Genomic DNA, 21,578 nt, shown 5'->3' on the forward strand with positions numbered 1-21,578 from the left:
AGGAGTAGTTATACCCTAACCATAGTATTTTTACTGCTACTAAATGTATCAGCGACTAAATTGCTAAATTCACGTAAATAATATAAATAATTATCCCCACCATAGTTGTATCTTTTATTGTACATTTTAGCAACGACGACATTATATTCTGGAATGACTAATATTGTTGGTCCTGTAATTCCTAATATTTGATAGGAACCTTTAGGAACTCGCTCACCAAGTTCGCTAAATAAAGCAGGTTCATTTTGAACGAACCAAAACAACCCGTTTTGAGGTAGTTCTTTATTTGTATACTCTGGACTTTGTAAGCTCGTAGCAAGTGCTATAACTTCTTTTGGCACAATTTGTTTACCATTTAAAAACCCTTTATTTAAATGAAGGTTACCCCAAAATGCAAATTCTCTCGCAGAGACAAAAAGATTTTTCTCGGAGCCGTCATCTACTGCACCAACACTACTTATTGCATCTTCATCTGGGTTTACAACAACCTTAACTAAATTATCATCTTGTTTTATTCTCCATCCAGTTTTTTTGAAATCAGCAGGTGTGAATACACGCTCCTTTAATAGTTCAGGAAAACTCTTATTATACAGTTGATAAATAAGCTGCGTCACCATTCTTACATTAATATCTCTGTACGCCCAAGCTTGTCCCGGCTCAAATTCACGAAAAGCTGTCCCATCATCGGTTTCATTTAAACCGTGTGAATGAGTTACTAAATGTCTTATCGTTGTCTTTCCAAGTAATGAAGGATCATATTCTTTAAAATAATTTACAGCCTCGTCATCAAGAGATTTTATTTTCCCCTCATAAACTGCATAAGCTACCATTAATCCTAAATAGCTTTTTCTTGCGGAAGCGACATTGAATTGTGAAGATATAGTTACTTTTTTACTAGTAGGAGTATTTGAATGCGTTCCACTATAATGCTCTAGTACAATCTTATTATCTTTAATAATACAAAGTGCTGCCGCAGAACTTTTATTGGTCTCTTTAATGCTTTCTACCCATGAAATTAATTTTTCATATTTGTACAAATAAATATCCCCCTAAAACATATAAAAATAACAGCATGAAAGAAAAGTTTCAATACATTATAACTTTGCATCTGCACTTTTCTTTCATGTGAAATATTATAGATCTATAATACTTAAATAAACCACCAGTTCCAGCAATTAGAACAGCTGAAACAACCAACACAGCCTACACAACCTACGCAACCGCCACAACGTCCGCCGCCACAACCACCACAGCGACCACCACAACCGCCACAACGTCCGCCGCATCCGCCACAACGACGTGCATCGTCTTGAATGTAGTAATATGGATATTGATTTTGTTGCTGATCCCAATACACAACATTACCAGGTTGATAAGCATTAAGGTTTAACGCTTGTAGTTCTTGTTGAAACTCATTCATTATGAAACCCTCCATTTACAAATGTAAATTCCGTCCAAATTTTCGAGTTTATTTACTTTTAAAAATAAAGTAGAAATAAGGCTATAGACTAAATGCGTACATCAACAAAATATGACTTTACACTAGGTGATGTACCTTGTTTATGAGCCTATTTTCTTTATATTCTTTTAGTGGACGGAATTAATATAAATAGAGACAATTAAAAATTACTAATCCAGCAAGTTAATAGTTCATCACTTAATTTTTTTTCTAGTAATTCTTTTACTGAAGGTGTCGGCATTATTGTATAGGAATTTATATTTTCTTTATTAAAATCAATCCAGTGAAATGCTAAATGGGACTCTTTAGATATTGGAGTGAAATCGGATTTTAACTCATTTGAATCCATTTCAAAAATGTGGTTAATTTCATGGTGGAGGGTTTCTTTGGCTTGCCATTGATTTTCTATGACGCCTAAAAATTGTTTTATACTGTAAGTTACTCCAAGTTCTTCTCGTAACTCTCTTATTAGTGCATTCTCTGCTGATTCCCCAATTTCAACATGACCACCGGGTAAAAAATAGTGATGGCCTATGTATTCAGCAACTAGTAATTTTTCATCTTTTATCATGATAGCTCGTACAATATGATGGAATTTACTTTTCATTTTGTATTCCTCCTAATCATTCACTTTATACTTGCTCGAAAATTTTCATTTAAAAGCGGGATAATATAAATCATAGGTGTTTCATATGGGTGAATTTCATTGATAATTGCAAGAGTACCTTTTACAAGTTCTCGTTTATACGTTAATTAAAACTAATAATTTTGATAAATGATTCTAAAAAAGAGTATGTTTATGAAGAAAATTATCAAAACATACTCTTAATATTTTTAGTTGATTCATTCTTTTACAATAAGGTTTGATTAGCCCTATTCTTTGCGGCCTCAAAATAGAAGCCGTAGCTAATGTATGCAATCACTACTATTCCCTAAGCAAATCTATTCTCTACTTCAAATTTACCTGCCTGTACAAATTTTAGACTCTTAACGAACCACGAAAACCTCTTGCGGCATAGTAGGATTCTGCTCCATTGTGATACACAAAGACATGTCCAAAGCGATAATCGCAAAAAAGGGCACCGCCAAGTTCTCTAATATCAGAAGGTGTTTGCACCCAACTCGACGTCTTCATATCGAAATTTTCAAGATTATGTAATGTACGATATTCTTCTTCCGTTAATAGTTCAATACCCATGGCAGTTGCCATATCAATAGCGTTATTTTCTGGTTTATGTTTCTTTCTTGATTCTAGCGCTTCAAGATCGTAACAAACACTTCTACGACCTTTAGGACTTTCTGCTGAACAATCATAAAAAATATATTCGCCTTTTTCTTTACCAAAATCAACAACATCAGGTTCGCCACCAGTTCGTTCCATTTCGTTGAGCGACCACAACTTTTCAGTATTAGCATCCAGCCTTTCTTGAACATTAGCCCATTCTAAACCTTTATGACGGTTCATATTATTCTCAAAACGATCTTTCAATGTTTGTAGTAATTCTTCACGTTGCTCTAGTGACAACTCTTTTTTATTGCTTTCTTTCATATTAGTTCCTCCATTGATGTTTTTATTAATGATAGTTTAAGTATATATAAATACTGTTTTATAATAAAATGTTTAAATAATTGCGTGAATTGAGTTTGCGATAATTTATATGAATTAGTACAACCAATTCTCCGCAATATGACCCTTTAACGGAACAACTTATTGTTTCAAAACAGTACATCTTTATTTCAACAACAATAAGCGATATACTTCCTCACCGTCATATACATTTCCTAATGGTTTAAAATCATAACATTCATATAGTTTCTTTGCAGAAATATTATCTTTATGGACAGTTAATCTAATTTCCTCACACTCTTTAAAGTTATTTTTTATTAAGTTAATGATTTCCTGTAATGCTGCTTTTCCATATCCTTTTCCTTGCTCTTTTTCATCAATGATAAATCCGTTAATCCAATACATATCTGTTGACTCTCGTACAAAAGCATGCATAATAAAACCAACTATAAGGTCACCATCATATATAGCGAATGGAATATATTCGACATTTTCACCATCTGGTTTTATGTATACTTTAGCAAGTGATACTGCCACTGCGGGAACAAGATGGATTTGATTTTCTTTAACTCGTAACTTTAATGCGTCTTCCCAATTTTCTCTCGTAACAATTTTTAATTGAACGTTCACTATTTTAAGCTCCTTTAAAAAGAGAATTTATCTTTTATATTCAACGGAGTGAAATGATTCCCTTTTTCGACATCAACTTATAACATGATTTTCATAAAATCCTGAATAAATTTTTCCTCATCTAATTGTAACGCTATACGCGCCCCTTCAGATTTAGAGTGTGGGCGAAAATCAGCAAAAGTTTGTCCCTTCGTTTCGCCACATATATCCACAGTCACTTTTCGGGATGTATAATTTAAAAATGTAGGATTCACTAAACCGCTTATAGCAAGTACATCGTGTAATAATGGCCCTTCAATAGATGGATTGAGTTTTTGGTATGCTGATAAATAATAATCGTACATGGGTTTCATAATCGACTTAAATGGATTTTGTGTATTAACTAAAATGTAAGTAAATACACTTGGGGTTAAAACCGTTTTATTTGTTACATTTAAAGGGAATAACGTTATATTTTTCGCTTGCTGAAATACAATTTGACTTGCTATAGGATCTCCGTACACGTTTGCCTCTGCTAATGGAGTAACATTCCCTGCTTCTAAAAAGACACCACCCATAAAATAAATTCCTTTTATATTTAACATCAATTCGTTCCATAAATTAAAAGCAATCGCTAACGAGGTAGATCTTCCTACATCGACAATTGTTAAATCTTCTCCATACTTTACAAGAATCGCAGCAATACTACCGAAATTGTATATAGGAATAGATAACACACTTTCCGGTACATGGATGGGCCCTAATCCTTCTGGTCCATGGATTTCAGGGTAATACGTTGTAATTTCATTTGTAAGTGGGCCTGTTGCACCGCTAATTACAGGAATATCTTGTCTGTTTGCTAACTGTAAAATATATGCGGCATTATGAGCGGCATGTATATGTTCAACATTTCCATATCCAGTTACGATACCAACAATTTCAATTTCAGGATGCAGTAAGCCATACATAATTGCAAACGAATCATCAATACCTGGGTCTCCAAAAAATAAAACCTTCTCCAAGAAATGCACTCCTTTCATAGGTAAGATAATTATGTATATGTGGAAAAAAATTAAATCTATACAGTTCTAAGCAAATATTAATGGTGAGTAATGTATTGATAAAAAAGAACTAGCATTATGCTAGTTCTTTTGCAGATAAATAATCTACCAGTTTAATTAAATCTCGTACAAATATTGGACTAACTGATTTTAATATAGATTTTTTTCACTATATTTATAGAATTGAAAACCTGTTATTAATCCGAAATTTTGCATTCAAATTGCAAATACTCGTAGGGATGTCTTACCATACCTTTTCACTCTCAATTTGCTTATAATCATCTTTATTAAATGTTAAATGAGCAATCACAACTCCAAGTATAGTCATTCCCCCTCCAATTATCGAAACAAAGGTTGGCACCTCACCTAACCATATCCAAGCGATAATACATGCAGTTACTGGTGTTAAATATAGAGAACTTGTTGCCTCAGAAGCACTGGCATGGGATGTAATATATGCTAATGCAATATACGGCAGTACTGTCGGGAACACACCTAAATATATAACACTCAAAGTAATTTCTATAGGAGCTGTTACGATTTCTTGATAAATCCCTGGCAAAAAAATAAGCATAAATACAGTACCAGACCAAATTGTATATATTGTAAATGGCAAGAAACCGTACTTTTTTAAGTATGGCCTTTGAAAAACGAAAAATAGACTTTCTGAAATTGCCGCCAATAATATTAGTAATCCCCCACTATTCAATTGAATGGAATCTCCTTGACTTAACGATAAAAAAGCAATTCCTACAAAACTAATTACACCACCGATCCAACCATTTAATTTCATTCTTTCATTCAAAAAAACAGAAGCAAGAATTGCCGTTAATATAGGTGTTACTGATACAATTAAACTAGCAGGTCCAGCATTCACACTCTTTTCACCGTAGTTCAGTGCAATATGATAAATTGTAAATCCAAGAGCACCAAATATAAAAAATACTGGAATATATTTCAAATCAGGTAAACGTAACTTGTATATAAGTGAAAACAGAAAAAGAATCAAAGAAGCGATTAATAATCGTAGCAAAGTAAGGTGTTCAGGGGTGTAAGCTTCAAGCCCCATCCGAATTCCTGGAAAAGCTGTTCCCCATATAAGAATCGTAAAAGCGTGAGCACATACAATACGAAAATCCCATTTTTTATTATGCATATATTCTCTCCCTCTCCAATAAACCAGCCATTTTCTAATTACCAATTATTTCTTTTCATCATATTTAATAGTTGATACAATGTCTTCAACCAGTTAATCCTCGAAAAAACCAACCACTTTGCATTTTTAAAATGAATGAGGGAGTTTTTAATATGTCTACTGATAAAAAACTGCCTAAATATCGGCAGATAATAGACTATATGAAAGAAAAAATTGAATACGGAGAATGGCCGATTGGAAGTAAGGTTCCTAGCCAGCGGCAGTTAGCGAAATTATTTCATGTAAATCGTAGTACTGTAATAATTGCACTAGAAGAACTTATGGCAGATGGCTTAATTCAAGGGAAAATCGGGTCAGGAACAATTGTAACGAATAATACATGGTCATTATTAGCCACCAATCCCCCGCCCGATTGGAGTGAATATGTAAAGGCTGGTATTCATAAACCAAGCAAGTTAATGGTACGAGAAATAAATGAAGCAGAAGCAAATAAAAAATTGATTCATCTTAGTAAAGGAGAACTTGCACCTCATCTTTTCCCGTTAGAAACTATGCAATTCATTATGCGTAACGTATGTGAGGAACTAGATTATTTCGGATATGAAGAACAAAAAGGATATTTCCCTTTACGTGAAGCAATAAGTAATTATGTAAAATCATTTGGAATAAATACATCACCAAGCTCTATATTAATAGTCTCTGGTGCATTACAGGCATTACAATTAATATCAATCGGTCTTTTACATAGAGAGTCAACTGTTTTACTTGAACGACCTTCTTACTTATATTCTCTTCACGTATTTCAATCGGCTAATATTCACCTTTCTGGAATACAGATGGATCAACATGGAATTATCCCTAATGATTTGTTAAGAAGAATTAATTATAGTCAAAAGAAAAATATTTTATATTCGATTCCTTGTTTTCAAAATCCGACGGGTGTATTAATGTCCAAGGATCGACGAAAAGAAATACTAAGAATATGCGAAAAAGAACAATTGCCTATCATTGAAGATGATATTTACCGTGAGTTATGGATGGATGAACTACCGCCCCCTCCTTTAAAGTCGATGGATAAATATGGACATGTTTTATATATCGGTAGTCTATCTAAAACACTTAGCCCAGGACTTAGGATTGGTTGGATTATCGGACCAGAGCCTGTTATTGAGAGATTATCAGACATAAAAATGCAAACTGACTATGGGTCAAGTTCTTTATCTCAAAGAGTTGCTGCAGAATGGTTGAGTAGAGGTTTTTATGAGGAGCACGTAGCCAATGTAAGGATTCATCTAAAAGAACGAAGACAAATAATGATACAAGCATTAAATATGTACTGTGCTGACATTACTACATGGGATATTCCTAGAGGTGGATTTTTTATATGGCTAAGGGTAGTGCCTAACATTTCGATGAAAAAACTATTTTCAGAAGCATTATCGAAGGGCATTCTTTTAAATCCAGGACGTATTTATGAAGAAGAATCAGATCAATATATACGTTTATCGTATGGATATGCTTCCCCTGAAGAAATCAATCGAGGAATTTATATATTAAGTGAATTGATCCGTGGGTTGATGGAATAACAAAAATCCTCTTTAATGTAAAGAGGATTTTTGTTATATCTTATTTACCACAATCGCATTTCGTTTCCTAATAAAATGAGTTCTTCATAAGAATCACCGTCAATCTTTAGCGGATACCCTTATTTCAATATATTAAGTCGAACTAACAATATTATTCAACTTTTCTCCTATACTGCAATACTATAAGAATAAAAAGGAGAAATTAATATGAGCATTTTCAATATCCTTTTGACCATTCACATATTATTTGGAACCATATGTTTAATTACGGGAATTGTAGCGATGCTTGCTCAAAAAAAGAAAGGGAAACATACAGAATGGGGAGAAATATATCATGCATCCTACGTTGTAATAACTCTTACTGCAATTATATTGTCCATTATAAACTGGGATAAAATCGCATATTTATTTTATGTAGCAATTTTCTCTTATTCATTTGCGATTTATGGCTATCTTGCAGGAAAAAAGCGTTGGAAAAATTGGGTTCATCACCATATTAGAGGTATGTTAGGCTCCTATATCGGTGCCGTTACCGCACTTTTAGTAAACGTCGGAATTCATATTCCCATTATTAATTTACTGCCGTCTATATGGTTTTGGTTTTTACCGACGTTAATCGGTATTCCTCTCGTAATCAGTGTGTCAAAAAAATATAAAAAACAAAGGAGAAATTAATTGCATTTTGGTTAATTTCTAATTTATTTTGATATTCTATGTAGTGAATTGAATATTTTGTTTTTGCACTAAGGACATGGAATGGAAGAAAAATAAAAGGAATCCAATAAGCTTGGATTCCTTTTATTTCTGTTTCTTTAAGGCATAAGTGTATCCAAACGATCTGGATAATTAGTAAACATCCCGTCGACGCCCCAAGAAAGTAACTTTTTCATATCTTTTTCATTATCTACTGTAAATGGATGAACTTCTAATCCGACTTTCTGTATTGTTTTTACATAGGTTGCATCAATATATTTGTAATTCATACCAAGACCTATGCAGTATGTTTTATACTTTTCTATTTCTGATTCTGTTAATTGAACTGCTTTTTTATGTGATAATAATTGTACTAGCGGTATATTGGCATTTAAATTATGAATCTTTCGCAGACTTTCTTCACTAAATGATTGAATAATAACTTTATCATTTATTTGGTAATGATTAATAATTTCTAATAGTTTTTCTTCCATTCCAGGATATTTATCTGGCGATTTTGTTTCGATATAATAGTTAGCATTATGTCCAAACGTTTCAATAATTTCTTCTATTGTTGGAACTGTAGCATCTTCAAATTCTTTCTTTGCTAAATTAGAATGCTTTTTATTGAAAAAAGATCCTGCATTTAGTTTCTTTATTTCTTCTAATGTATGCTCTTTTACTAAGCCCGCACCGTTTGTTGTACGGTTTAATGTTTCATCATGCATAGCTATTAAATGTCCATCTTTTGTCATTTGGAGATCTATTTCTATATAGTCACCTTTTAATTGTTGTCCTAATGTATAAGCAACTATTGTATGTTCTGGTGCATATGCAGAAGCACCTCTATGCGCAATGTTTTTTAGATGATTTGATTGATTAGTAGCTTTTATATAATTATGTTCATTTACTTGTTGAAAAACAAAGATGCTTATTACTATGAAGAAACAAATGATTGTAATTATAGCTGTTTTTTTCATAACGGTATGTTAACTCCTATATTTAAAACAATTTGACTTGGATGATTTACTCAAATAAATGCCGATTTTCAAAAACAGTCATTTGTCCTACAACTTGAAAGCCGGATTTTTTATAAATATTTATTCCATCAGGTGAAGCTTGTAATACGCAATACGTATTTTTTAGTTGTTCAGCTTCTTGCAGCAAGAAATTAAACATAGTAGAGCCGAATCCTTGTCCTCTCATTTCTTCTTTAGTCGCTATATCATAAATACCGACACTATCTTTCGTACATACTAAAGAGCCAACAGATACTACCTCACCTTTATAAAGACCTAAGTATAGTTTCATGTTATCGCTATTCCATAAATTTAAAGAAGAAATTTGATTATAGTATGCTTGTACATTTTTACCTTCCTCTGATGTACCAAATAGATTAGCTAACGTTTCTCCAAACTTTTTGATTTGTCCTGAAGAAGATGCTTTTTGTATCGTAAAACCTACTGGCATGTTTATTCTTGGATGAATTGTTTTTAATTCTGCTACCATCGCGATATTCTTTTCAGCTTCTTTTAAACCAAGTTTGATTAATTCGCTTTTTATAGTCTGTTCTTGCTTATCATCCCAAAACCAAACACTCATTGGAAATTTCTCATGATTATAGTATTCTACCTCCTTATATAATTTCTCGATTCCTTCCATTACATTACTATTTAGTAGTGTGATAATATTAAATGTATCTGCAGGTAATCCGCAGTCGACAGTAATGTAATCCTTCGTTTCTTTTACATCCATTCCATTTACCTGCCGCGCAATATATGAGGTTTTATATGTAAAATTGTCTATTAGTAACTGTTTATAATTCATTCATTTTGCTCCTTTCATAAAAATTCGTATTCGAATCCTTCAGTATTAAATATATCATATAAGAAATGTACCTATTTCTATAAAAATATCTCTATAAATCACTCTTTGCGCCCTAAAAGAATTAAAAATGATATAACGTTGTCGGAATGAAAAAAGTGGTATATAATAAATATTAACATTACTAGTAATTATTTTAGGTATTCCTAGAATAAAGGAGCGATACATATGAAAATTACTATTTATTTCGGAAGTCATGAAGATCAAGATGTTCGTACTATGGACTGTCATTTAGATGTAGAAGATACAGAAGAGATTGTATCTGTATCTTAATATAAATAATGGGATGAAACCTCTTCCCTGCAACGTTTAAGGCACCTTTTATAGGTGTCTTTTTTATTGTTTTTTCGTCAAAAACCCTTTACTTTAGTGCGTTTTAATAGTAAAATATAAATATACGAACAAATGTTCTTTTTAATTTATTTGTACATGAAGGGATGATTTCAACAATGACTCAAGCAAAGCGCAGAGGAAGAAAAAAGCAAACACCTATTATTTCAAATACAGGCTTTATCGGCTCTGTCTTTATTGATACATTGGAGTTACAAAAGAAATCCTATTATTTCGCTCGTAAAAAACTTCAAATTGTGCATCACGTACTAGATGGTCTATCTGGAGCAACGAGTGCATTATTTAAAGAACATAATACCGCTGCATACATGTCATGTGTGTATTTACATAAACAAAAGAAAATCGGCTTCGTTCTTTCAACAAAACCTTTTGAACAAAGTGATGGTGTTTCTTATTTTATAAATTATTTAATTGAAAAGAATTTTTACGGTAACGAAGAAGTAGAATATCAAGAAGTATTTAATACAGGTTTTATTGGTGTAGTATTCGCGGATTTATCTAGTATAGATCGCTTTAATTTTGAGTTTGAAATGGGTATGTTAACGAAGTTAATGAAAGATATGATCATTCCTGTTAAAGAGCTCTTTTTACGCCACAATGTACCGGCTTACATCTCCACTTCTCATTTAGAGGAGCAAAATAAATTAGGTTTCGTTCTATCTGTAAAGCCATATGATGAACGTGCAGAAGCAGATTTATACTTTGAAACATATTTAAAAGAGCGCGGGTTATTTATTGGTGAAGAAGAAGATGATATTGATAAGATTGTCATTAGAAAGACAGCTGAATTACGATAGAAAAGCACAGGATGATGTTCCTGTGCTTTTTAAACATTTAACAATATCACTTAGCTACGCAAAACACTATAATCTTTTGAATGAATTTCTAAATTCAACTTATTTGAGTAAGCTTTATTTAAAATAAGAAATACTATCCCTCCTGCAATTGGAAGCATGTAGGCTGGAATATAATTTAATAATAGACCTGATAATGCTAGTGCTATTGGCTGCATCATTTTACCTATGCTTAATCCAATACTGAGCACTCTTCCCCTATATTCATCGGGAATCTCTTTTTGCATGAAATAAGTTAAAGGAATATCAATTAGTGCTATCATTAGCCCTAAAAAGAACATAATAATGCAATACGTAGTAACGTATACAAAATTATCTACTTCAATACTTTTGAATGAAATTGGAATCCCTGAAATTATCATAAAAATTGCCAACATAAAACTTGATTTTTTTAAAAGATAGGAATAAGAAAAACGATCAGTTATCTTTTTTACTAATATTGCACCAACTATCATTCCTACTGGAAAAGTCCCATGAATCATGCCAAATTGCTTCGAACTAAGATTGAGAACTGTGTTTATTATGTATGGTAATGGGACGATTACAGCAAAACCTAGGAAGAAATTAAGTACAGTTAAAATACGAAACGTATTTTTTAAGCTTTCCCTTTCAATTAAGTAAGAAAACCCCTCTTTTATATCTTTAATAAAATTAATTTCTCTTTTTGAACATCCATCTTTTATGTTGTACTCGAACAATTTAAAGTGAATAAACAATATGGATATGCCCGAAAGAATAAATGAAATACCATTTATAATTATAAAAGTTTTTATATCTAATACAGCAAAAATGATGCCACCTAACATAGGACCGAGAATCAAAGATACAGAATCGATAATTTTACTTATAGAGTTAATACTCATTAGCTTCTCTTTAGAGACGATATTTGGTTTTGCGGCTTCTAATCCTATTCCGAAGAATGTTGTAAATACCGACATAAGAAAGGTAGTAGCATAAATGATGAATAAGTTTAATCCATAATTGCTGCTTACTATATAAACAGCAATTAATAAGCATCCATTTAGTAGATCCATACAAATAACCAGCTTCTTTTTATCAACCTTATCTGCGATTACGCCGGCAAATGGATTCATAACAATCATTGGAATCGTTCCTAAAATGAGTGTAATTGCGAAATTTAATGCTGATCCGGTTATTTGTAAAACATATAATCCTAATGCAAAACTATAAATAGAGCTACCAAATATTGATACTGTTTTCCCAATTACATAGAGACAAATATTTCTTAGTTCTTGATTGCTTTTTTCATTTTGTAAATGTATTCGTAAACTCTCCATAACTTTTCCCTCCCACTTAACTTTGTATTACGTATAGTGTAAGTTCTCGGGTCAACCCAATATCAATATGCTAGTATTAAAAACTTTTAAAAGAAAAATTAAAAAAGATGGGGTTAACCCCATCTTTTTCCGAAAAATGAATATGTATAAATTTCTTCTCCTTGAACAAAGAAATCCTCGTATTTTCCTCCTCGTTCTATATATTCTGAAGTTCTTTCATCTATGGAATTAAACTGTAGCTTTTGGATTTCTCTCTTCACTTTTGAAGACGTAAAATTATCTCGAAATCTAGTTGTAATTTGGCTATTTATGCTGAAATTTTTAAATAAAATAAATGAACTTAATAAATAACAATCAGGTTTTAAAAGGGAATTTAATTCATGTAATAAAAAATTTTCATGCTCAAAACTGTAATTACTTGTACCAGACTGATCAATTACAATATCAACAGAATGATTCTGAATAGGTATACTTAAAAAATCAGCGCAAATAAAAAGAATGTTTCTTTTGGAATTTCTTCTTTCAATTACATCTTTTAAAAATAGAAGTTTATTCAAATCTCGATCAACAGCAATATATAAGCAATCCTCTGGCAGCTCTTCATAAATATTTCGTAAAAAGAATCCAAGACCTGATCCTATATCAAGTATTACCTTGTCATTTAAATCTAGTTGTTTTAGTTTCTTTTTCGCCCATTCTCCTACTCTATGTATATTCTCCAAATAAGAAGAATCAGTTTCATGGATATAATTTGAAATAGGATCTTCAAAAGAAGCCCTGTCAGACGTTTCAAACGATTTACCTGCTGTTAAAATCCCTGAATTAATAACATACTCTTCGCCACAATTACAAGTTAATTTCCCCTCCGTAATTTGATTGCTATTAATAATTCCATCTTGAAGAATTAAATTCCCGCTACACTTAAAACATGTAAGAAAATTAAGTACCCTTAAATCTATCCCTAAAATTGAATTAGAAATCTGAGTTGTTATAGATAAATCATTTAACGCTGCCTTTAATTTATCTCTTCTTTCCTTTAAATTTTTTATTTCATGTTCCACCTTTTCATATTTCAATTTAAATAAAGATTGGTAAAAAGTATCTTTTTCATAATTTATAGATTTTGCTAAACTTTTATAAAGAAAAAGTTCTTTAATTTCATTCAAACTAAATCCTAGCCATTTGTACTCTAATATAAGCTCTACATCTTTTTGACAATACTCATCAAAAAAATAATGGCCACCCTTCTTTTCGGGGATAATTAGCCCGAGATCCATATAATGTCTAATCGCATCTATACTTAAATTATTTTTTTCTCCAAATTTACCGATTTTCATAATATCACTACCATTTTAGTATTTGTTTATAAATACTTCTTTTCTAATAGTAGGAAATCCTTTTATCTATACATAATTATCTAGTATGGGGTAGATTCAATGGATACTTCATATTTGTTGTAGAAAAAAATAAAAAACCCGCGAATTATTCACGGGTTTTCCTCTTAATAACTAATTGCTATTGTACCTTCACCTGCATGTACAGCAAATGAAATCGGCAATGGATAAAGCTTGAAATCCATTTCAGGGAATGCTTGTTTAATATCTGAAATCCATTCTTCAGCTCCATTTTTATCGTTAGCATAGAACATATGAAGTACTTTTGGTAATTCTTTTTCAAGCTCATTTTTAATGTATTCTCTACATTTTTGGATTTTACGCACTTTCTTTTCAAGTAAAAGTTCTCCGCCTTTTACTTCTAAGATTAAGTTGACACTTAATAAACTTCCAAGTAAAAATTGAACTCCCTTTACTCGACCACTTGCATATAAACCTTTTAAGCTTTTTGGAAATACATAAAAAGGCCTTCTTTTTTCATCTACTAATGTTTTATGTATATCTTGTAAAGTCATACCATCATTGTATAACGTTTTAGCTTTTCTCAAAAGTTCATCCATTGGATAACTTGTCGTTTCACTATCTAATACAGTTAAAGGGAAACCTGCCATATCAGCAGCTAGCTTCATATTTTGATAGGTCCCACTTACTTTTCCGCTAATAGCAACTGCAAAGCCTTCTTCATATTCTTCTTTGCATTTAGTAAATAATTCTACCATTTCCCCTATGTTAGGTTGCGAAGTAGTAACTGTTCTTCCATCATTTAACGCTTCATAAAGACGTTTATGAACTCCTTCTTCACAATCCTTATAAGACACTCCATCAATAATAACTTCAATTGGGATAACAAAGTTATCACCATCTGTTGTAAAACTCGCAGTTGTACTATCAGTAAACCAAGCAACACGCTTCATGTTGTTCCTCCCTTATTCTGTTCCTCTTTTCTGACTTTTCTATATATTTATCTTACGAAAAGAGAATATCCCCTGTAATAGTAACAGGACTTTATTATTTTTGCTATAGTAGATGTATAATAAATGTGAATGTTTTTTGTCTATTTGTCAAAAAAAAAGAAAACCACAAAATTTTCCGGTCTTCTTTTAACATTACTTAAATGTTTCGTTATCTAAAATAACAACATAATCATTTGTCATTCGCCCCGCTTCTTTCGTATAACTGACAAGCCGCTGGATGTTATCACAGCAAATTTTTGCTCCCCATACGAGTAACGGTACACCAATAAAATCAATATGAAATCTTCTAGAAAACAAACCGCCTAAAGTCATTGGCAATGGAACTGTTGGTGATGTATTAGAGAAAATAATTTTGTCATGGTTTTGATAATGTTTTTGCAGAATCTCTCCTAAATGCTTCATCGCAGGTACAACGACTTTTGATGCCCCGCATCCAATTGTATATACGGGATTCCCATATTCATCTTGTCCATGAAAAATAATTTTCCCCATATCTTCTGTTTTCAATTTATTAAAGTACTCCACATTTAAAATTTCTTCTTTCGTTAACTTCCGATCAGTTGGTAATTTATTCAAATGATAAGCTGCAGCTAGCGAGGTTGTATGCGTTCCACCGAAATCTGTGTAAATGAATATCATATTATCATCCCTTGTTGTAAAAGTTCAATATTATTTAGTATTACCGTTCACAGCGTTGTTAAACAAGGGACGAATGTATTTACGCTTTTTGTGTTAATTCATTATATTTTTTCCAAATATAATAGCGTCTACTAATTACGGTACCTAATGTGATACATAAAAAGGCATTCGTTACAACCATTAATGTGTGGTGAGTACTGCCAGAAAACATACTTTGCTTAATCGAAACTTTTGCACCTAAAATAACAAGTAGAAAAATTGTACTTAACCAATTCCCTTTTCGTAATACATGACCTGTTTCACTATCTAATCGAAATGTTAAAGTTTTTCCCTTAATAACTCCAAGACCCAATCCCATTCCGAGCATTGCAACGAATAGTAGTACGTGCAATATATTTAATTGTCCCATATGAATAATGGACTGGATTGTTACAAAGCACAGCAAAGCCGGAATGAGCCAAATACGATTAATATTCACTTTGTATTCCTTACCTTGAATTAATACAATTATAAGAATAACAAGTAGAATAACAAATAGAATATCCATTTAGAGTCCTCCTATATACTTGTTTACCTTTGAAAATTATATTCGTCTCTGTTTGAAATACGATAGCTACTTTAATTTGTATAATATGGAATGTGATTTCCCATCAGCCTTAAGCATTATTTATAAAAGTAAAAAGACGTACTTTTTACTCGTACGTCTCCTACTACTTGTTCTTCATGTATAGCAACTAGTTCAATTGCGGGATTTTCATATTTTTCTTTCCCTCTAAGTACATTGTCATAATATGCTGTATCTAAAAAAGATAACACACGGCAACGTACCTAGCCTATTTCGTCTTCTTTTTTATATGCTCTAATTTTTATATCCATGTAATTAAAAAGCTCCTTCTATTTCCACCATTAGTTTTTCAGGTCCTGCCCCTTTATTTGATGGAATAACTAATGTAATTCCTAATTCCGGGTATACGGCCGAGCGAAAACTCACGCCTGGATCATATCCCATTACATGATATTTAAAAATATTTTCTTGTCTTTTCTCAATCCATATTCCATAGCCGTAAGACTGGCTATTATTCACCAAAATATGAGGAGTTAAAAGTAACTTCGTATATTCGCGGCTTAATATTTCGTTGTTAAATAGAGCTTCCCAAAATTTCACCATATCTGGTGCAGTAATGTAAGCACCGCCATCAGAACCTCCTTTTATGGGTATAGAGTATGCATTTGTTCTCCATTTTTGACTATTTACATCCTTTATATATCCGAGAGCAGTATGTTTTGGTAAATTATCTAAAGAGAAATAGCCTGAATCATTCATACCAACTGGAACAAATATGTTTCTTTCTATATATTCCGTAAATTCAAGTCCTGTCTGCTGTTCTATAATTAATCCAAGTATAATAAAACCTGCATTATTATAGTAAAACTTACTTCCTGGTGTAAACATCATATTACTGTTTTGGAATAATGGTAAAAAGTCTTTTAAACTTTTTAATAGATACATAGGAGTTTGTTTCCAAAGGTCTTCAAAGTTATCCATGATACTTTCATCAAAATAATCTGGAATACCCGAACTATGCGTTAAAAGTTGATGTACTGTAATATCTTCATTAAAGTTTGGGAATTTAATATGTAGACAATCTTTTAACTTTGTATGAAAAGTAATTACACCTCTTTCAACAAGTTGACAGATACTGATAGCAGTAAATAATTTGCATCCTGAGGCAATTCCAAATCTTGTTTGTAGTGTATTGTTTATACATTCACTTCGGTTAGCATATCCAAATGAATTTTCATAAATAATATCATCATCTTTTTTTATTAAGACTACCCCAGAAAAATCTATATTCTGATGTATTTCTTTTACAATTTTCTCTATTTGATCTTTTGTTTTTATCATAATAACCACCCTTATTTATTGGTATTGTTCTTTCCTCTTATTATTTTTCCATATATAGGGGAAAGAAACCTCCTATTCAACCCCCTAATTTTCAAATAAAAACCAAGGGAACTATTTCGAATTTATTGATTCAGCGGAATATACCTTAGACCGCGATGGTAATAAAGTAAACACGCACAATATAATAGTAATAAGTAGCATTACCAATACTCCTACAATGACTACAAGTTGTATAGAAGTGAATTGAGTTGCAACGCCGAACAGAATCGTTATAAAAATTGTAAAAACAGCTATAACGAGCCCGTATATACTCCCGATTCGTCCCATCATATGAACCGGAACGTTATTTTGATAAAATGTGTAAAATCCCGTATTTGCATATGCCATAGAGAAAGATAAAACAAAGAATCCGATAGCAGCTATTAAAAACTCACTTGAAAAAGCATAAATCAAATATCCGATTGCAATGAATAATGATCCTATCCCAATTAGAAATGAAGGTGCTAATTTTTTTGATAAAATTGTATTTGTTATGGCTCCTAAAATAAAACCCGCTCCAGCGATACTAACTAGGAAGCCATACTCACTATCTGTTAACAATAAAACTTCTTTCGCAAATGATAGTTCAAGTGAATCTATAGCGGTAGCTAAAACCATCATTCCTTGGAATAGGAAATAAACACATCCTATATACACAGATTTTTTGCTGAAATTTAAAACTATGTTCCAATCTTTTTTTAGTACAGTTAGAGATAACTTATCACTTGATGTATTAGAAACGTATTTTTTATCAAGATCAGGTAAAAGTAATGTAATTAACCCTGATAACAGAAATGCTATAGCATTCATATATATAGCAAACTCTGGTGTACCAGTTATTAATAATATCCCCGCTACTGCTGGACCAATTAAAAATGCACCAGATCCTATTAAACTACGTAGTGAGTTGAAACGTTGTCTTTGCTCTACTGGAATTAATTTCGTCATATATGTCATAGCAGTTGGTTCATAAATCGCACTGGCCATGCTTATAAAAAATACTAAGAGATAGACAATCCAAAGGGATGGAACCAAGGGTAAAATAGCGATAAATACTGCTCGATATATATCGAGGTGAATCATTAACTTTCGTTTATTTAAACGATCTATCATACTTCCTGACCAAGCGTTTGTAAATAAAGTGGCTAATGGTTTTATCACATATAAAGTAGCGACAGCTAAGGCTGAGCCACCCATATTATAGACAAGTACATTCAGTGCGATTAAATAAATCCATGCACCTAAATTCGCAATACCAACTCCGGACAATAGTAATAAAGGATATTTCCAATCTTCAAGTAATTTTTTCACTTTAGGCACCCGCTTTCTAAATTGTTTTAAAACAATAAAAAAATCCCACCCCCAAGACTTTTAGTCTTAGGGACGAGATTTATCATCGCGGTGCCACCCTAGTTTGTTAATATGTCACCATATTAACCTTATCAGGTACTGCACTATTTTCATGCTTATACCTTATCTCTATAACGGGAGCTCCCGTCACACCATCCACTTTTAAAAGGTTCCGATGTGCTGCTCAGAGGCTTGGTTCAATAAAGAATTTTTGCTCCTTTTCAGCTAAATAGAGCTCTCTGTGAAAAATTCATTTTATTTACTCTTCTCTTCACTGCATTTGGTTTTTTCCATATTATCACATAGGTTTTATATTGTAAATAATTAAAAAGAATAATCAGTTTTTTTAAAAGTGAGCATCCTTTATAATTTTGTAACTTTATTTTTTATTTATTAAAAAATACGGTGCGTGAAATTGCTTGTAACTCTAAAAAAAAAAGAGCCTATTATACTATAGACTCTTACAAAATTCGATATTAATTTGTACTCGCTTCTGCTAATGGTTCTAGAGGCGGTTCCAAATCTAGTTTTAAAGTATCACCTTCTTGTATATATTCTCCCTTTTCAATGCTTTGACTCGTTACATACCCTGTACCTGTTGTTTTTAAATCTAATTTCAACAACTTAGAGAAATACATAACATCACGCATTGACCAACCTTTTAGGTTAGGCATTTTCACATTACTTCCTACTAGAAATATGCGATCTCCTTCACTCATTACCTCGCCAGTCTGTGGATATTGTTTTATTATCTTTCCTTCTCCTAATAATACCGGCTGAAGTTTCTCTTTTTCTGCAATATTTTTTACAGTATCCATTGTTTGATTTACATAATTTTGTACTTTTATTTCAGATTGCTTTGTTGCATCTGCCATTTTCTTTTCTGTATATGGTTTCACTTTTAAATATTCTAGACTATTTTTCATAACTGGTTTAAAAATTTCAGCAAGAGGCTGAGCACCGTATTCATTCCCCTTTAATTTAGGTTGCTTAATGGCTAAATATACGACTAATTGCGGATCATCAATTGGAGCCATTCCTAAGAATGAAAAAATATAATTATCTTTCCCTTCCATATATCGTCCATTTTCAGGATTCGGAATTTGCGCTGTCCCTGTTTTACCACCAATCGGATAACCATCAATTTTATACATCGTTCCCGTTCCTTTAGATGATGTTATAACACGCTCCATTAAGTTCCTTACCTTATCTGCGGTTTCTTTTTTAATCGGATTCCCTATTTCTTTAGGTTGATTTTCCATAATAACTTGTTTATTTGTTGGATTTACAACCTTATCAACAATATAAGGTTGCATCATTTTCCCGTCATTTGCTATAGCTGTGGCCGCTTGTACGATTTGAATAGGAGTTACAGTTGAGCCTTGGCCGAAAGATGTAGTAACTTGTTGAATTTGAGTATTTAACAATAATGTATTTTTACTTTCTCCAGGCAAATCTATCCCTGTTTTTTGATTGAAACCAAATAAATTCATATATTGCTTGAATTTATTTGGTTTCAGTAACTGATCTTCTAAAATAGAAAAAGCAACGTTCGATGACCGTTCAAACCCTTCATCAAATGTAATTGAACCCCATCCATAGCCGCCATTATGATCTTTAATCTCTGCTGAACCAACTGCATATTTTCCTGATTGGAAATATTCTTTCCCGTTATATACACCTTCATTAATTGCAGCAGCTAATGTAAAAACTTTCATTGTAGACCCTGGTTCGAATGCATTCGCAATTGGATCGTTTAAAAAATATTCAATGTCTCCTTTGTTAGGATTATAACTAGGCTTACTAGACATTGCTAAAATCTTACCTGTTTTTGGATCCGCAATAATACCTACTAACATAGAAGGATCATAGTGTTGCGCCGCTTTATTCATCGCGTCTTCTAAAAAACTATTAATTTGTTTATCAAGCGTAAGATATACGTTATTTCCATTTTTAGCAGGTTCTACTTTTCCTATATCATTTGTAAGTGGGATTCCTTTTCTTGAACCTACATATGAAACATTACCATTTGTAGAGCGCAAATATTTATCCAAACTTTCTTCAAGCCCAAACTTCCCCACGGCATTACCTTTATCGTCTGGTCTTGCAAAACCAAGTATATACGAGGCGAAATCTTCATTTGGGTATACTCTGGCTTTTTCTGTTGTGAAAGATACACCTGGTATTTTCAAATTATTAATCTCTTCCTTCGCTTCTCTAGATAAGTTACGTCCAATTTTACCAATTTCAACTTGCGTACGTCCTTCGTGAAAATTTTTCATAATCTTCTCTTTATCAACTTCAAGCGCATCTGCTAAACGTTGTGCAGTATCTTCTTTATCTTTTAATTTATCTTTTCCTTTTAGGTTTACAACGATGCGATATGTCGTTGAGTCTTGGACTAATACTTTACCGTTTTGATCATAAATTGTCCCGCGATTTGCCTCTAAAACTCCATTTTTGTTTTGTTGTTCCTTCGCAAGATCCTTTACATTAACATTATGCACGACTCCTACCGCTTGAATATAAAACATACGTAAAAGCATAGTAAGAAACAAAACAATAAAAGCAATCATCATATATCGAGCGCCTTTATTCGTTTGAAGTTTATGCATACTAATCTCCTTTCCTTTACAATGCATTAATGCGAAGATGCGCTACTAAATATGTTCTTTAATATAGTAGATACTATATTTTTCGAAGTTTTTTTACTAATTCCTCTATAACAATAAGAAAACCAGTTCTGTTGCTACTTGTT

20 protein-coding genes, 1 pseudogene and 1 other annotated feature are annotated in these 21,578 nt (G+C 32.2%); of the genes and pseudogenes, 3 read left to right on the forward strand and 18 right to left on the reverse strand.

What is annotated here, in order from left to right; all coding sequences use genetic code 11:
• Positions 1-8 precede the first annotated feature (8 nt).
• The 7 genes from MKX37_RS12885 to MKX37_RS12915 all read right to left on the reverse strand — a co-directional run bounded on the left by MKX37_RS12885 (position 9) and on the right by MKX37_RS12915 (position 5,852).
• Positions 9-1,037: a serine hydrolase domain-containing protein gene (locus tag MKX37_RS12885; protein WP_016127063.1), complete on the reverse strand. Its 1,029-nt coding sequence runs from the start codon at positions 1,035-1,037 to the stop codon at positions 9-11.
• A gap of 113 nt (positions 1,038-1,150) precedes the next feature.
• Positions 1,151-1,420: a heterocycloanthracin/sonorensin family bacteriocin gene (locus tag MKX37_RS12890; RefSeq protein WP_078203291.1), complete on the reverse strand. Its 270-nt coding sequence runs from the start codon at positions 1,418-1,420 to the stop codon at positions 1,151-1,153.
• A gap of 199 nt (positions 1,421-1,619) precedes the next feature.
• Entirely contained in the window at positions 1,620-2,066 is a 447-nt protein-coding gene (locus MKX37_RS12895; RefSeq protein WP_078422498.1) for an NUDIX domain-containing protein, read from the reverse strand.
• A gap of 372 nt (positions 2,067-2,438) precedes the next feature.
• Positions 2,439-3,008 (reverse strand): DUF4256 domain-containing protein, encoded by a 570-nt coding sequence (locus MKX37_RS12900; RefSeq protein WP_000665071.1) that lies wholly within the window; start codon positions 3,006-3,008, stop codon positions 2,439-2,441.
• 183 nt (positions 3,009-3,191) lie between these two features.
• Positions 3,192-3,656: a GNAT family N-acetyltransferase gene (locus tag MKX37_RS12905; protein ID WP_002168287.1), complete on the reverse strand. Its 465-nt coding sequence runs from the start codon at positions 3,654-3,656 to the stop codon at positions 3,192-3,194.
• Positions 3,657-3,733: 77 nt separating this feature from the next.
• Positions 3,734-4,657: a nucleoside hydrolase gene (locus MKX37_RS12910; protein WP_002127616.1), complete on the reverse strand. Its 924-nt coding sequence runs from the start codon at positions 4,655-4,657 to the stop codon at positions 3,734-3,736.
• A 283-nt stretch (positions 4,658-4,940) separates the two neighbouring features.
• On the reverse strand, positions 4,941-5,852 hold the full coding sequence (locus tag MKX37_RS12915; protein ID WP_016127066.1) for a DMT family transporter: 912 nt from the start codon (positions 5,850-5,852) through the stop codon (positions 4,941-4,943).
• Positions 5,853-6,004: 152 nt separating this feature from the next.
• Here MKX37_RS12915 and pdxR point away from each other — a divergent pair, with 152 nt between their 5' ends.
• Positions 6,005-7,438: a MocR-like pyridoxine biosynthesis transcription factor PdxR gene (gene pdxR, locus MKX37_RS12920; protein WP_016127067.1), complete on the forward strand. Its 1,434-nt coding sequence runs from the start codon at positions 6,005-6,007 to the stop codon at positions 7,436-7,438.
• A gap of 207 nt (positions 7,439-7,645) precedes the next feature.
• Positions 7,646-8,113, forward strand: coding sequence for a hypothetical protein (locus MKX37_RS12925; RefSeq protein WP_016127068.1), 468 nt, complete (start codon positions 7,646-7,648; stop codon positions 8,111-8,113).
• Positions 8,114-8,250: 137 nt separating this feature from the next.
• Here the strand turns inward: MKX37_RS12925 and MKX37_RS12930 are convergent, their stop codons facing one another.
• A complete protein-coding gene (locus tag MKX37_RS12930) occupies positions 8,251-9,111 on the reverse strand; it encodes a glycerophosphodiester phosphodiesterase (protein ID WP_016127069.1) in 861 nt (286 codons plus the stop codon).
• Between the two features lie 46 nt (positions 9,112-9,157).
• Positions 9,158-9,958 (reverse strand): GNAT family N-acetyltransferase, encoded by an 801-nt coding sequence (locus MKX37_RS12935; protein ID WP_078422497.1) that lies wholly within the window; start codon positions 9,956-9,958, stop codon positions 9,158-9,160.
• A gap of 506 nt (positions 9,959-10,464) precedes the next feature.
• Between MKX37_RS12935 and MKX37_RS12940 the strand changes: the two genes are divergently transcribed.
• Positions 10,465-11,163, forward strand: coding sequence for a hypothetical protein (locus tag MKX37_RS12940; RefSeq protein ID WP_016127071.1), 699 nt, complete (start codon positions 10,465-10,467; stop codon positions 11,161-11,163).
• Positions 11,164-11,213: 50 nt separating this feature from the next.
• Here the strand turns inward: MKX37_RS12940 and MKX37_RS12945 are convergent, their stop codons facing one another.
• From MKX37_RS12945 to MKX37_RS12985, 9 genes and pseudogenes are all read right to left on the reverse strand, one after another.
• Positions 11,214-12,518 (reverse strand): MFS transporter, encoded by a 1,305-nt coding sequence (locus tag MKX37_RS12945; RefSeq protein ID WP_002168282.1) that lies wholly within the window; start codon positions 12,516-12,518, stop codon positions 11,214-11,216.
• 113 nt (positions 12,519-12,631) lie between these two features.
• Entirely contained in the window at positions 12,632-13,855 is a 1,224-nt protein-coding gene (locus tag MKX37_RS12950) for a methyltransferase domain-containing protein (protein ID WP_002168281.1), read from the reverse strand.
• A gap of 164 nt (positions 13,856-14,019) precedes the next feature.
• Complete coding sequence (locus tag MKX37_RS12955) at positions 14,020-14,826, reverse strand: DegV family protein (RefSeq protein ID WP_002013192.1); 807 nt, start codon at positions 14,824-14,826, stop codon at positions 14,020-14,022.
• Between the two features lie 192 nt (positions 14,827-15,018).
• Entirely contained in the window at positions 15,019-15,525 is a 507-nt protein-coding gene (locus MKX37_RS12960; protein ID WP_002085266.1) for a DUF3189 family protein, read from the reverse strand.
• A gap of 79 nt (positions 15,526-15,604) precedes the next feature.
• Positions 15,605-16,072 carry a DUF1453 family protein gene (locus tag MKX37_RS12965; RefSeq protein WP_078422529.1) on the reverse strand — a complete coding sequence of 156 codons (468 nt, stop codon included), beginning with the start codon at positions 16,070-16,072 and terminating at the stop codon, positions 15,605-15,607.
• A gap of 143 nt (positions 16,073-16,215) precedes the next feature.
• A pseudogene (locus tag MKX37_RS12970) lies at positions 16,216-16,341 on the reverse strand (GNAT family acetyltransferase); the annotation flags it as partial.
• A gap of 64 nt (positions 16,342-16,405) precedes the next feature.
• Positions 16,406-17,431 (reverse strand): serine hydrolase domain-containing protein, encoded by a 1,026-nt coding sequence (locus tag MKX37_RS12975; RefSeq protein ID WP_078422528.1) that lies wholly within the window; start codon positions 17,429-17,431, stop codon positions 16,406-16,408.
• Between the two features lie 111 nt (positions 17,432-17,542).
• Entirely contained in the window at positions 17,543-18,781 is a 1,239-nt protein-coding gene (locus MKX37_RS12980) for an MFS transporter (protein ID WP_078422527.1), read from the reverse strand.
• Between the two features lie 65 nt (positions 18,782-18,846).
• Positions 18,847-19,104: a binding site (T-box leader), on the reverse strand.
• A gap of 192 nt (positions 19,105-19,296) precedes the next feature.
• A complete protein-coding gene (locus MKX37_RS12985) occupies positions 19,297-21,435 on the reverse strand; it encodes a penicillin-binding protein (protein ID WP_078422526.1) in 2,139 nt (712 codons plus the stop codon).
• Positions 21,436-21,578: the final 143 nt, after the last annotated feature.

Source organism: Bacillus sp. FSL R5-0709 (assembly GCF_038004785.1).
Taxonomy (GTDB): domain Bacteria; phylum Bacillota; class Bacilli; order Bacillales; family Bacillaceae_G; genus Bacillus_A; species Bacillus_A mycoides.